Genomic DNA, 12,474 nt, shown 5'->3' on the forward strand with positions numbered 1-12,474 from the left:
GATATGGAGGATGATACACCTGTTTTCCCAAAAAAGCAAGGGCCTGGACGTTTTTCGCCGTCAGGTGTTGTCCCGGCTGATGGGCTCCCGCATCAGCAGCCGCCGCAGGGCCTTGCCGTTGAAGGGGATCAGGGGATAGAGATAACCCTTGCCCACCATGGGCTTGGTGGTTGCCAGCAGCACCAGGATGCCCAGCACCCCCAGGACGAAGCCCCACACGTCGAAGGCCGCCGTCACCAGCAGCAGGACTACCCGCAGCAGCTTGAAGGCGTAGCCCATCTCATAGCTGGGCTGGGCAAAGCCCGCCACGGACACAAAGGCCATATACACCAGCACCTCCGGTCCCAGCCACCCGGCCTGCACGGCGAAGTCGCCCAAAATCAGGGCCCCCAGCATGGAGAAGGAGTTGGACAGGGAATCCGGCGTATTCAGTGACGCCAGCTTCAATACGTCGATCAGGAACTCCACCACCAGCAGCTGCCACAGCAGGCCCAGGGAGGCCGGCTCCGGGGAGGAGAGGAACTCCAGCCACTCCGGCAGCCGCCCTGGCTCGCTGACCATGAGATACCAGGCCGGGGTGATGAACATGGAGATCAGGAACACGATGATCCGCAGCAGCCGCAGGTAGGACCCCACCAGGGGCGGGAAGTAGTACTCGTTGGCCTCCTGGGTGAAGTCGAAAAAGGTGGTGGGCAGGATCATCACCGAGGGGGAGTTATCCACCATCAGCACAATGTTCCCCTCCAGCACACTGGCGGCGGCGGTATCGGGCCGCTCCGTGTAGCGGACCTTGGGAAAGGGGTTGTACCACTGTTTGGGGCGGATGGCCTCCGCCAGGCTCTCCTGGGCCATGGTAAGGGACTTCACGTCCACCGCCTTCAGCTTTTGGCGGACCTCCTCCAGCAGTTCCCGGTCCACCCGGTCCTCCAGGTAGCACAGCACGGCGTCCGTGCGGGAGCGGGAGCCCACCTTGTGGCCCTCCATGGTGAGCCGCGGGTCCCGGATGCGGCGGCGCAGCAGGGCCATGTTGGGCACCACCGCCTCCACAAAGCCGTCGTGGGACCCCCGCAGCACCTTGCCGTCCGGCGGCTCCCCCACACTGCGGGCCGGGTACTCCTTGCAGTCCATGAGGGCGGCGCCCCGGACGCCCTCCACCAGCAGCAGCGTCTTGCCCAGCAGGACGCTGGTGACGATATCGTCCACGTCAAAGCTGACATTGCTCTCCGAGAAGGTGACGAAGTGGTCGATGAAGGCCTGCATGTCCGCCAGGTCCCGGACCTCCTCCGCCGTCACCCGCAGCCAGAAGGCCCCCATCCGCTCCAGGGTGCCGTCCTTGCCGTATCCGTCAACCACCCAGATGCGGGCCCGCCGCCCGCCGATGACGTAGTCCCGGCTGACCATGTCGCTGCTGCGGCCCACTCCCAGTGTGTCGTTGAACCAGGCCACATTGTCCATGTAATGCTCCGAAAGCGTCTCCATAGGCCACCTCCATTGATGGAAGTAGTATGCGCGTTCAGCAGGCTTTTTACCCGCCGGACGCCGCCCAAATACACCAAAAGCCGGGTGAAGGGAATGTTCCCCTCACCCGGCTTTGTATTCAGTCCTCCGGCGGCACCGCCAGCTGGAAGCTCTCCCAGGTATGCCCCGCCGCCTCCACGGCCGCCCAGGTATACCCGGCCCGTTCACATTCTTCCCAGGTCAGGTAGCGGAAATAGAACTCCACTTCCAGGTGGCAGGGCAGGATGTCCAGAATGATCTTCTCAATCTGGTCGAACTCCGCCGGGACACCCGCCACCTCCGGAAAGAGGACCCGCAGCCTGCCGTCCCCCATCTCCACGGCCCGGGCCCGGATGCCGCAGCCCCGCAGGGTGCGGTCCATGGCGTCGGGCGTCAGGCTGTCGCCGTCGATCTGCAGCAGGGCCGCGATGGCCGCTCTGCGCTCCTCCGCCGTGGCGGCGGCGGGGCGCCGGGCGAACAGCGCCTCCCGGCGGCGCAGGCCCTCGTCCTCGGCGGTGGCGGTCAGGGATTCCCGCTCCACGGTGTCCAGCTTTCCGCCGATGCCGTCAAACCCCGCTCCCAGGGCCGCCAGCTCCGCGCCGTTGATGGTCCCCCGGCTCAGGTCATAGACCCCCAGGGGCTCCAGAAGCGCCCGCAGATATGCTTCATACATGGCTCACGCCTCCATTTCCCTCACCGTCAGGGTCCCCAGCACCGGCAGCACGGTATCGTCGGCAGCCAGGTCCGCGGCGGGAGCGGAAAAGCGGTAGTTCTCCACGCCCTCCAGGGCATAGAGCCGGCTCCCCAGCTCCGCCAGCCGCACCGGCCTGCCCAGGAGCCGTCCCGTGAAGAAGGTGGTGATGCTCTGCTCCGCGGCGGCCTTCACCCCGTCGAAGGTCCAGCCTTCTTTCTTCGCCACAGCCACTGTCACATCCACCGCCCGCACCGTGGGGGCCTTGACCTGCACGTCCACCGCGATCTCCCGCTTGGCCTGCAGTTCCGCCGTCAGGGCGGTCAGCAGAGCTTCGGAGGGCAGGCCGCTCTCCGCCGCCACGTAGACGTCCACGGTGCCGATGCCCCGGGCCCGGCCCACGGCTCTGGCCGCCGCCACGCCGCTGACTCCCATGGCCGTCTGCTCATACCAAGCGGCGTTGGCGCCGTTGGGCAGCCTCTGATAGCTCTCCAGGATCCGGGCCCGGAAGGCCTCGTCCCCCTCGGCGTCGGCGCCGCCGTAAAAGGCGGCAGGGTTGGTGCAGCCGGTCACCGCCAGGGGACAAGCCGTCAGGATGCGGACAGTCCCCGGTGCCGCGTTGCCGTCAGCGCCGCCCTCCAGGGCCTCCGCCGGAGCGTCCGCCGTCAGGGTCCCCGCCGCCAGCACCACCGTCTGGAGGGTCTGGAACCGGACCTCCCCGGCGGTCATGCACACGGTGCCCGCCGGGATGGTGATGTCCGACACCGGCGCCATCTCCACGGAAAACCGCAGGGTCCCCACCGCCTTTGATGCCGGCTGCCGGGTCAGGCCCCGCATCTGCCCGTGGCGGTCCAGATAGACCCCCTGGGCTGTCTGGGGAAAGCTCTGGTCCAGCACCCAGTCCGCCTGGATATCCAGCGCCTGGAGCTGGGCCGCCGCGGCCCACAGCCGGACCGACAGGTCACAGCCCTCCTCCGGCGTGAACCCGGCCCGCTGGGCGAAGGCCTCCAGTAACTCCCCATAGATCGTTTCAATCTCTCTCACTGTCGTCTCCTCTCATGCCCGCAGCTCCACCGTCACCGACAACGGCGTTCCCTCATAGGACAGCTCCGCCGTCAGCGACGCGCTGCCCGCCTTCTGGAGCAGTGTCACCTGCTCCACCGACAAGCCGGGTTCCTCCTCCAGCGCCTCCGCCACGTACTGCCGTGCGGCGGCCTGCCGGGCGGAGGTCGGCAGCTGTCCCAGCTGCCACAGGCGGCTGCCCAGATCCTCCCGGAAGGGGAAGGCCCCCCGCTTGGCCGTCAGCCGGAACAGTACCCGCTGCAAAAGCGCCTCCTGCCCTCCCACACGACGGAGACCCGCCGCGCCGTCAGACACATAGTCGCCGTTCTGAAGCGCCAGTTCCATCAGACCACCTCCTGACCGCAGGTGCAGGGCTTGTAGAACTCACCGTTGATCACCAGCGTCCCCCGGATCTCCACCGTGCCGTCTTTCCGCAGATAGATGGAATTATCGCCCGGGCCATAAAGATAAACCTCCCCCGGCAGCATGCCCTTAGGGACAGTCCCCTGCCGCATCCCCGTTACGCACTGCTCCTCGCCGCCGGGGCCGCCCTTGATGACCAGCACCGCCGCGCCGTTCTCCGGCTGCCATATATAGCCGCCGGGGCCGTACACCGGCAGCGCCCGCACCTCGCCCCGTGTCACCACGCCCACGCTGTCCCCGGCGATGGTGGTCATTCCCATGTCCGCGTCCGCCGTGGGCTGTTGGCCCCGCATCTGTCTGGAAAGCCACATCTCAACCACGCTCCTTCAATGTCAGTGTCGCCGTGTATCCGTCCCGGGCGGAATACACGTTTTCCGCCTCCTGCACCCGGAACTCCCCTGTCAGGCCCATGCGGTCCAGGGACAGGGACACCCAGTCCCCTGGGAAAGCCAGGAAGCTCCCCGGCAGGGTCACCGTCACCAGCTTCTCCTCCTCCCGGGACTTCTCGATCTGGTATTGGCCGGTGTAGCGCATGGCGTCCCAGGTGCTCTGCCCGGGGGTGTAGACCACCCGGCGGCACTGGCCGCCCCGGGCGATCATCTCCGGGTTCTTCACCGAATAGGAGGTGTTCCGGGTCTTGTCGATGACCAGCGCCTCCGTCAGCACGCCGTAGTGGTCCTCTCGCAGGGAGCAGGCCAGCACCGGGTCCGTCTCCCCGATGGTCAGCCGCTTCTTTGGCGCCCGCTCCGGCACCGCCAGCAGGGCGCCGTTGGTGGCAAAGCGGGGCAGGAAGCCCCCGTAGGTCCGGCAGAAATCCACCAGCGCCTTCCACTGGCTGCACCCCGCCGCCACGGTGTACACCGAGTCGGCCCGCACATCGGCGATCTCCCGGGTCACCACGCCGTAGGGCGTCACGTGGCAGCGGATGATCTCCGCCAGGGTGGCCGCCTGGTACGTCACCGGACGGCTCTCGTTGTCCAGCAGCCGTGCGGCGGCTCCCCGTCCGGTGATGGTGGCGGTGATCCCGCTGCTGCCCAGGTCCACCGTATACTCGTCCACGATGCCCCGGGACACGATCTGCCCCTTCTCCATACCCAGGAAGCCCGCCGCCAGCCGCAGCACCGGCGCCATCTCCTTCCGGTACAGGAAGGTGACGGAATAGCTGTCGCAGGGCACCCCGCCGGTGAGATTCACCCGCCAGCTCAGCAGCGGCGGCAGGTCGTAGACCTTGTGGTCACTGGTAAAGATCCGTCCTGTCATGGGATCGTCACCCTGTCCCCCGGATAGATCAGATTGGGATTCTTGATCTGGGGATTGGCCGCGATCAGGGCCGTCAGGCTCACGCCGTGCCGCTTCGCGATGCCCCACAGGGTATCTCCTTTCTTCACCAGATACACCGCCGCCTCCGCCCCGGCGTCCGTACCGGCAGAGGATGTGTTTTCTCCCTGAGAAGGGCTCCCCACATCCACCTGGGTCAGGCCGCCGTCATAGCCGTTCCAGTCCTCCCAGAATTCGAACCGGTAGCGCACGTAGTCCGGCAGCGGCTCCTCCGTCACCGTCAGGGACGCGAACCAGGCCCGCTCCGTCTGCCAGACGGGATGGACCAACAGGCCCGAGCCTCCCTCCCGGAAGACCTCCGCCAGCTGCCGGAACTGCTCATAGGCATTCTCTCCGGCGAACACGCCCTCGCCCCGCAGCACCTGGTATCCGCTGCCCAGGTCCTGGATCACGCACCGCCCGAAGGGCACCGGATGGACCGCCAGCCTTCTCTGGCGCTCCACCACATAGACCTCCGGATTGTGGGGCCAGGTGTAGTCCTTGAATCGCATGGGCGTCAGCCGCATGCCCATTCCTCCCTTCAATAGATGGAAAAACCACCGTCATAGCGGCGGGCGTCCCGCTGGATGGCTCTGGACACCTCCCGGACGCCGCTCTCTCCCACAGCGGAGCTGCCTGCCGGCCACGTTCCGCCCCAGCCCGTGAAGCCGCTGTCCGGAGGCCACACCGTCCCCCACTCTCCGGCGGCGTCCCGTGTCACAAGCTCCCGCCGTGTTTCTTGGGACGCCGCCGTGCCGGTCTGCCGTTCCTGCGCCCGGTATCCCCCCGCCGCAGGCACGGTCTCCTCCGCTCCGGCGGAGCGGGCCAGGTCACCTTCCGTCTCCATGGACCGGGCCGCACCCGCATACACCGCATTCTCCACGGTCCCGCCGTCTCCGGCCCGCGTCTCCTCCGTTTCGCCGCCCAGCAGCAGCGCCGTCAGGGCGTCCCGCTGCCGCCGCAGCAGCTCTCCCATGTAGTCCAAGCCTATCCCTCCTTCAGCGCCAGAAACCGCTCCCGGTCAAAGGCGGGATTGTCCCCGGCGGTGGCCGGGGGCTCTCCCTCCGCCAGCTGCCGCAGGAGCAGTTCCATCTCCCGGGGCGTCAGGGTCTCCAGGACCTCCTCCCCGCTTCGGAACACCGCCCTGCCTTCGCAAAAGCAGCTCTCCGCCAGCACCCGGGCGTTGCAGAGGAGGGCCCGTTCTCCGGGCTCCTCCGCCGCCTCGCCGCTCTCCCGCCAGATGGCCAGCAGCCGTCCCGCCGTCAGCTGCCGCAGCTCGTCCAGTTCTCTCATGCCGTGGTCTCGATGCGCTTGGCGGCCACCACGGTGATCTTCTCCGCCACCATGGCGTTGAGCTTGCCCTCTTCCTCAATGGCGCTCCACTCACAGCCGCTGTAAATGATCTTCCGGTCCGGCTTGCAGATGACCAGGGAAAAATCCGTCAGGTCATAGAAATTGATGCCGTCGGAGATGGCGTCGTCGGTGGCATACAGCCGGGTCAGTTCCAGCACGTATTTCCGCTGTCCCGCGATGGTGGCCACCGGCTCGCTCTCGCCAAAGGCCTCCACGTTTTTGGAGGATTTGCTGGCCTTGGCGGTGTAGCTCTGCACCACCGCCACCTTTTTGCCCTCCAGCTCCAGATAGATGTCCGAGCTGGTGGGGAATCCCTTTACTTCCATATCCCGTTCCTTTCCCTACTCCGTCAAACGGTGATATGCACCGTCAGGTAGATCTGGTTGAGACCGTGGGCCACGGCAAAGCTGAACTCCACCAGACACACGGTGGGGTCCTCCTCCGATGCCGTCACCCGCACCTCGCCATAGCTGTCGATGATCTCGGCGGCCACCTTCTTCTCCAGCTCCACGATGACCTGGGACCGGATGGCACCCCGGCTGCGGGCCGTGTTCTTGGCTCTGGAGAAGCGGCTCCGCAGGGCGGAGCGCATGGTGGGGATGATGTCGTCCACGATGAGAATGGTGGTCAGTTCCCGCCAGGTGGTGTCCGCCGCGCCGCCGGTGGTGGTGCGGGTGGTGATGCCCCGCACGGAGGAGATGACTCCCGCCACGCTCTCCAGAGGCGTCACGCCGCCCCGCACCAGCAGGTCCACCTCGTTGTCGCCGTAATCCTCGGCAAGACCCCCCAGGCCGGACAGCTCCGCCCCGTTCAGGGGCACCGCCGGGTCCCCGCCGTCGGCCAGGACACCGGCCACCGCCGCGGCGGCAAAGGCGCCCGCCAGAGCGTTGCCGTTACTGTCCAGGGCGTCCGGCCCCACCAGGACCATCCGCTCGCTGTTCAGCTTGGCGGCCCGCTCCACCAGCTCCGCCGCCGTGTCGCCGTCGCCGCCCACCACGGCGATGCGCTCCCTGCGCTGGGCGGAGGCCGTTTCCACGGCAGTCCGCAAAGCCTGCTGCACCGCCGCGTCAGCGCTGTCGCAGACCACGATCTGCATTTCTTTTTTGCCCAGCGCGTCAAAGGCCGCCTGATAGTCGCTGACCGCGCCCGTGTCCGCCACCCGGACGGCCACCACCGTGGCGGTGCCGTTGGCGAACAGCAGCCGCAGGATGGTGCTCATACCGGGAGTGGTGTCCTCGCCGAACACCGCCACGCCAGCCGCGTATCCGGTAATGGTCACCGCTTCCCCCACCGTGCCGCGGGCGGCCCTGGCCGCCACACCCACGGTCTTGCTGCCGCGTCCGGCGGTCACCACCGCCGACGCGTCGTAGGCCGAGTACACGCCCGGCCGCTCATGCCTGATCTCGCTCAATCCCGCATGACCCCTTTCAAAATAAAGTCCAGGAAGATCTCACCGTCCTCCTGGCTCTCCGCCACGAAAACGGCCTGACACCGCAAGCTGCCCCGCCGCAGGAACAGCCCCGTGGCCTTCTCCCATTTCAGAGCCTCCCACCGCAGCTCTCCCGGCCGGATGCCGCTGGGCAGTCCGCCCAGCAGCACCTCCGCCGCCTGCCTGCAGCCCGCCTCGCAGTCCGCCGCCCGGGGCCCCCGGATGTCCACGGTGATGTCCCCCTCCAGCTGCTTGCCGTAAAGCTCCCGCACGGTCCCGGCTGTCTCGTCATAGACCTCCCCCAGGTAGTTGCAAAAGCCCATGGCTTTGCCCTCGACGGCCCCCACGGCCACTGCCGCCACGGCGCCGCTGTAGTCCTTGGCAAAGCCCTCCGGGAAGGCCTCTACCGCCGTCAGCCCCGCTTCCCGCAGGGCCTTCAGCACCGCCTGCCGCACCTGTTCCAATTCCTTCATGTGGCCGCCTCCTTTGCCCGTTCCAGTGCCGCCCACCAATAGAGCTGGGTCTCACCCACAGACCAGGGGCGGCTGCTGCGGACCCGGTACGTCACACCATCCCAGGTCATCCGGTCCCCCGGCTCCACGGCCGTCTGCCCCAGATACAGCCACAGCCTGCCGTCCACGGCGCCAAGCCCCGTCATCTCCGACGGCACCTGCTCCTGACGACCTGTGACCGGCTGCAAAAAGGCCCGGACCGCCGCGTCTCCACCGGCCAGGTGGACCGTCACTTCCTGCCCGTACCGGCACAGGACCTCTTCGATCATCCGCTTCATCCCCGCACTCCCTGAAAGGCAAAGTCCGTCTCCGCCGCGTAGGGTGCCATGAGCCGCTCCGCCGTCTGCCGCAGGGCGCCAGCCACCTCCGCCGCGTCAGCCCCGTCCCGGCCCTTCACGGAGATCTCCCCCGCCTTAAACTCCCTTACGCCGCCAGAGCGACTCACCATAAAGTCCGCCGCGGCGGTAAAAGCCGCCGCGCAGCAAAAGACCGTTCCGCACGTTCCGGTGGTCATGCCTTCCCGCAGCCGTGCGGTCCAGACCGTTTCCGCCGCGGCGCACAGGGGCTTCAGCAGCGCCCGGTCCTCCTCACCGGCACCGGCCACCGCCATAGCCAGCGCCAGGATCTGTTCCCCCATCCGTCTTCCCTCCTTGTCAGTTATCCAAAGGGACGGCATTCCGCCGTCCCTGCCTTACACCGTCAGGACCTTGGAAGCGTCCTGGAACAGCTTGGCAAAGCCGGAGATGGAGGTGATGGCGGCCCGCTCCAGCTGGCGGTCGATGAGTTTGTCGTACTCCACGGTCACCTCGCTGCCGCAGATCTGCTCCAGGGCGTAGTTCTTGTCCAGGCCGATGAGTTTGCCGCTGCCCAGGGCGCTGGTGCGCAGCAGCTTGGCGCCCTGGGGCGTGGTCAGGGTGCCGGTACCCTGGAAGTTCAGGCCGGTCAGGGGATTCTGGAACTCAGGCAGCTTCAGCATGGCCAGCATCATGTCGTTGCTCACCAGCAGGGTGTTCATGGTGTAGGGGTCAAACTGGCTCCAGAAATCCAGCAGCGCATCGTAGCTCAGAGTCCCGGCAGTGCCGGAAATGGGGCTGGTGCCCACCTTGAAGGTATCGGCGGCGTTGTCGTTGCCGTCGCCGTCGCAAAGGACCTTGATGGCGTCCTCCAGATGCATTCTGCCGATGTAGGCGCCGATCTGGCGCAGGGTCACGGAGAACAGGTCCAGCCGCTGGAAGCGGATGGCCTCGTAGGAAGCCACCAGCATGCGGCCACGCTTGTGCAGACGCACCAGGTTCTCCTGGGTGCGGACGGTGGTCTGGGGGATGGCAGCGCCCTCCTCCACCCGCAGCAGCTTCTTGTCGGCCTCGGTGGGCACGGAGGCGATGGAACGGTAGTCCATGCCGTCAAAGCGGGTCACGGTGGCGGTGATGTCGGACAGGATGCTCTCCTCCTCCATGCCCTGGCGCACCACGCGGGATACGAACTCAGGGAACAGCACGGCAGACTCACTGGTGTGGAAGAACTTCTCCACCATGTCGCTGCCGGCACCCTTGACCTTGATGTCGAAGCGCTTCAGCTGGCGCTGGAAGGCGTCCAGGCCCTCCAGGGCCGTGCCGCTGTAGTGCTCGCTGGGGTCCAGCTCCTCCAGGGTCTGGCTGAAGGTGTGGCCGCTGCGGCCGTACATACCCTTTTCCAGCTTCACGTTTTCAAAATGATAAGCCATCTCGTCTCTCCTCCTTACAGTACAAAAGTGACCAGCTTGCCGGTGGTGTCCACATCCACCACCAGGCAGGCGCGGCCGTTGGTGTCGGCCTTCACGCCGCCGGTGCCGTTGGCGGAAAGGCCGCTCCAGCCCAGAACGGGTGTGGTGCCGGTGTAAGGCACCTCCACCATGCCGCCAAGGATCACGGCGCAGGCAGTGCCGTCACGGCCCACCACATCCACAACACCGGCAAAGGCGTTGCCGTCTGCGCAGGCGCTCACCGTGCCGTTGGCACTGACCTTCACCACTTTGCCCTCGGCCACGCCGCTGCCGCAGGCAAAGGTGGCGCTCCACTGGCCGATGCCCTCAAAAGAATGCTTCATATCCTTCCTCCTTCTATGTTGTTGTCCCCATCAGACAAGGAACACCGTTTCATCGCCCCGCTCCTCCACGCACTTTCTGCGCAGCTGGGGCGCCGCAGGGAAGCGCCGGGCTGCCTGGACCTCGTAGCCGCGCTTCAGTTCCAGCAGCTCCGGCTCCTCCAGCCGGTCCATGGCCTTGCCCAGCACGCTGCCGTCCAGGCCGTCATCCGCCAGCATGGCAAGGCGCACCACCTCTTTCCGCAGTTCCTGCAGGTACTTTCGGCCCAGGGCGGCCTGCTTCCGCAGCAGCGCCGCCTCGCCGCCCTCCTGGCCGAAGCGCTTCACCACGCCGGCCTCCCGCTGGGCGGGCACTGCCACGAAGGACCACTCGTAGGCGTCCACAGGCTCCCGCAGCTCCGTAAAGCACAGCCGGTCTCCGTACATCTGGCCCCGCACGTGCTGGCAGCAGCCCTCCTCGGCGCCGCAGACGGAGCACACCCGCTTCGCCACGCTGCAGCCCACACTGACTTCTTTCTTGATGCCGCCCTCGATCTCCGCGATCAGGTCGGCGTTCTTCTCGGTCCGCAGCAGATAGGCCCAGCCCTTGAGCCAGCAGTAGCCGTCTCCCGCGGTGGTCACTCTGGCCGCCTCCCGCACCACCTCCGTGCGGTAGATGCGGGCCGTCTGGCCCCTGGCGGACCACTGGTGGTCAAAGATGCCGCTTTTGCCCAGGAACAGCTCTCCCAGCCGTTCCAGCGCCGCCGTGTCGAACCGCTCAAAATCCCGGTCCACCTCGTTGTCGCACAGTCGCACGCTGAACACGTAGACCTGCTCCTCCGTCAGCGCCGTTCTGGCAAACTGATTGATGTACGCCAGTTCCTCCCGGATGTCCATGCAATTCCTCCTTCGTTGTCAAAAAGTCCGCTTCCAATGGCAGAAGCCAGGGTTTTCTCACTGTTTCCGCTCCCGCTCATCATTCTCAATTCTCAGCTTCCTGGCCTGTTCCCGATAGAGCTCCGCCCTGGCTTCTTCCACCTGGTCCTGCAGGTTGATGTCGTCCCAGACCACCTCAAACCCGCAGGTGAAGCCGTGCATCCGCAGCCAGAGCCGGCAGATGCGCTCCACCACCGGCGTCAGCGTCCTGCGGATGGCCGTGATCTCCGTGGTCAGCAGGTCCGCCTGCTGGCTGCTCATCCGCTCCGTGGAGCTCCAGTTCAGCCCCAGCATAAAAGGCGGGATGCCGGTCTTGGCCACGATCTGCTCCAGGATCTGCCGCACCGGCACCTGGCTGTCCAGAATGGGCGCGTCGCCGCCGATGACCCGGATGTTCACGTCACCCACGGCCACAAAATCCCGCACGCTGCCGTTTCGGGTCTCCTGCATGGCCCTGGACCACTCCTCCGCCAGCACCCGGCTGCGCTCCGCCGCGCTGACGCCCTCGCCGTCCCCGCAGGTAACGGCAAAGCGCACGTTGCCGCAGCGCTCCCAGTTGACGCCGATGGTGTGATAAATTTTCAGCAGAATGTCCGACAGGAAGGGCAGAGACCGCAGCAGGGACACACCGTAGGGATTCTCCGTCTCCGGGTTCAGGGGCGTAAACAGCAGCAGATCCTGATAGGGCAGCTGTCCCATCCTGCCGTGTTCGTCCGCGCCACAGATGGCAAATTCCAGAGGGCTGTTTCCCTCTTTGATCTCGATGTTCTCCACCCGGCCGCACAGCAGGGCCGCGATCTCCCGGTTCCCCACCGCCGGTACGATCTCGCCCACGGCCCGGCCGCAGGTCAGAAGGGAATCCAGATAGCACTCCAAAAAGGCGTTGATGCCGAACTGTCCCCGTCCGATGGGCACGGTCCGCAAGAACTCCCGCAGCGCCTTCTCGGCAGTCCGGTCCCCGCAGGCCACCGTCACGCCGCCCGTCATCCGGACCAGCTTGTAGATGGCCGCGTCCACCACCGGCACCGCCTCCCGCACGGACCGATAGAGCTGCACCTCACCGTTCCGCAGGGGCACATACTCCCGCAGCATCCCAAAGGGATGGGTCTCGCCGCCCCGCAGCTGTACCACCGCCGTGGGGACTTCTCCCCGCTTTTTCAACCACTTTCCCACCATATCCTCCCTTTCCATCG

Annotated in this window: 18 protein-coding genes; all 18 read right to left on the bottom strand. The window is 66.5% G+C overall.

Going from position 1 to position 12,474, the window contains the following annotated elements; genetic code table 11:
* Positions 1 to 60: 60 nt before the first annotated feature.
* Positions 61 to 1,479, bottom strand: coding sequence for a spore germination protein (locus tag JQM66_RS09710; protein ID WP_235229679.1), 1,419 nt, complete (start codon positions 1,477 to 1,479; stop codon positions 61 to 63).
* Between the two features lie 118 nt (positions 1,480 to 1,597).
* On the bottom strand, positions 1,598 to 2,170 hold the full coding sequence (locus JQM66_RS09715; RefSeq protein WP_235229680.1) for a hypothetical protein: 573 nt from the start codon (positions 2,168 to 2,170) through the stop codon (positions 1,598 to 1,600).
* 3 nt (positions 2,171 to 2,173) lie between these two features.
* Positions 2,174 to 3,232 (bottom strand): baseplate J/gp47 family protein, encoded by a 1,059-nt coding sequence (locus tag JQM66_RS09720; RefSeq protein ID WP_235229681.1) that lies wholly within the window; start codon positions 3,230 to 3,232, stop codon positions 2,174 to 2,176.
* Positions 3,233 to 3,244: 12 nt separating this feature from the next.
* Positions 3,245 to 3,595 (bottom strand): hypothetical protein, encoded by a 351-nt coding sequence (locus JQM66_RS09725; RefSeq protein ID WP_235229682.1) that lies wholly within the window; start codon positions 3,593 to 3,595, stop codon positions 3,245 to 3,247.
* Positions 3,595 to 3,984 carry a hypothetical protein gene (locus JQM66_RS09730; protein ID WP_235229683.1) on the bottom strand — a complete coding sequence of 130 codons (390 nt, stop codon included), beginning with the start codon at positions 3,982 to 3,984 and terminating at the stop codon, positions 3,595 to 3,597. The genes JQM66_RS09725 and JQM66_RS09730 overlap by 1 nt, the downstream gene beginning before the upstream one ends.
* Position 3,985: 1 nt before the next feature.
* Entirely contained in the window at positions 3,986 to 4,933 is a 948-nt protein-coding gene (locus tag JQM66_RS09735; RefSeq protein ID WP_235229684.1) for a hypothetical protein, read from the bottom strand.
* Positions 4,930 to 5,517, bottom strand: coding sequence for a SafA/ExsA family spore coat assembly protein (gene safA, locus JQM66_RS09740; protein WP_235229685.1), 588 nt, complete (start codon positions 5,515 to 5,517; stop codon positions 4,930 to 4,932). Before safA ends, JQM66_RS09735 begins: the two co-directional genes overlap by 4 nt.
* A gap of 14 nt (positions 5,518 to 5,531) precedes the next feature.
* Entirely contained in the window at positions 5,532 to 5,975 is a 444-nt protein-coding gene (locus JQM66_RS09745) for a hypothetical protein (protein WP_235229686.1), read from the bottom strand.
* 2 nt (positions 5,976 to 5,977) lie between these two features.
* Complete coding sequence (locus JQM66_RS09750; RefSeq protein WP_235229687.1) at positions 5,978 to 6,283, bottom strand: hypothetical protein; 306 nt, start codon at positions 6,281 to 6,283, stop codon at positions 5,978 to 5,980.
* A complete protein-coding gene (locus JQM66_RS09755) occupies positions 6,280 to 6,669 on the bottom strand; it encodes a hypothetical protein (RefSeq protein WP_235229688.1) in 390 nt (129 codons plus the stop codon). The genes JQM66_RS09750 and JQM66_RS09755 overlap by 4 nt, the downstream gene beginning before the upstream one ends.
* 23 nt (positions 6,670 to 6,692) lie before the next feature.
* Complete coding sequence (locus JQM66_RS09760; protein ID WP_235229689.1) at positions 6,693 to 7,754, bottom strand: phage tail sheath subtilisin-like domain-containing protein; 1,062 nt, start codon at positions 7,752 to 7,754, stop codon at positions 6,693 to 6,695.
* Positions 7,751 to 8,245 (bottom strand): hypothetical protein, encoded by a 495-nt coding sequence (locus tag JQM66_RS09765; protein ID WP_235229690.1) that lies wholly within the window; start codon positions 8,243 to 8,245, stop codon positions 7,751 to 7,753. The genes JQM66_RS09760 and JQM66_RS09765 overlap by 4 nt, the downstream gene beginning before the upstream one ends.
* Positions 8,242 to 8,562 (bottom strand): hypothetical protein, encoded by a 321-nt coding sequence (locus JQM66_RS09770; RefSeq protein ID WP_235229691.1) that lies wholly within the window; start codon positions 8,560 to 8,562, stop codon positions 8,242 to 8,244. The genes JQM66_RS09765 and JQM66_RS09770 overlap by 4 nt, the downstream gene beginning before the upstream one ends.
* A complete protein-coding gene (locus JQM66_RS09775; RefSeq protein ID WP_235229692.1) occupies positions 8,559 to 8,921 on the bottom strand; it encodes a hypothetical protein in 363 nt (120 codons plus the stop codon). Before JQM66_RS09775 ends, JQM66_RS09770 begins: the two co-directional genes overlap by 4 nt.
* Positions 8,922 to 8,975: 54 nt before the next feature.
* On the bottom strand, positions 8,976 to 10,007 hold the full coding sequence (locus JQM66_RS09780) for a phage major capsid protein (RefSeq protein ID WP_235229693.1): 1,032 nt from the start codon (positions 10,005 to 10,007) through the stop codon (positions 8,976 to 8,978).
* Positions 10,008 to 10,021: 14 nt separating this feature from the next.
* Positions 10,022 to 10,369, bottom strand: coding sequence for a hypothetical protein (locus JQM66_RS09785; protein WP_235229694.1), 348 nt, complete (start codon positions 10,367 to 10,369; stop codon positions 10,022 to 10,024).
* A 30-nt stretch (positions 10,370 to 10,399) separates the two neighbouring features.
* Complete coding sequence (locus JQM66_RS09790) at positions 10,400 to 11,242, bottom strand: hypothetical protein (RefSeq protein ID WP_235229695.1); 843 nt, start codon at positions 11,240 to 11,242, stop codon at positions 10,400 to 10,402.
* 57 nt (positions 11,243 to 11,299) lie between these two features.
* Entirely contained in the window at positions 11,300 to 12,457 is a 1,158-nt protein-coding gene (locus JQM66_RS09795; protein ID WP_407946018.1) for a serine/threonine protein phosphatase, read from the bottom strand.
* Positions 12,458 to 12,474 lie beyond the last annotated feature (17 nt).

The sequence above is a fragment of the Oscillibacter valericigenes genome (assembly GCF_021531915.1).
In the GTDB taxonomy this organism is placed as follows: domain Bacteria; phylum Bacillota; class Clostridia; order Oscillospirales; family Oscillospiraceae; genus Oscillibacter; species Oscillibacter valericigenes_A.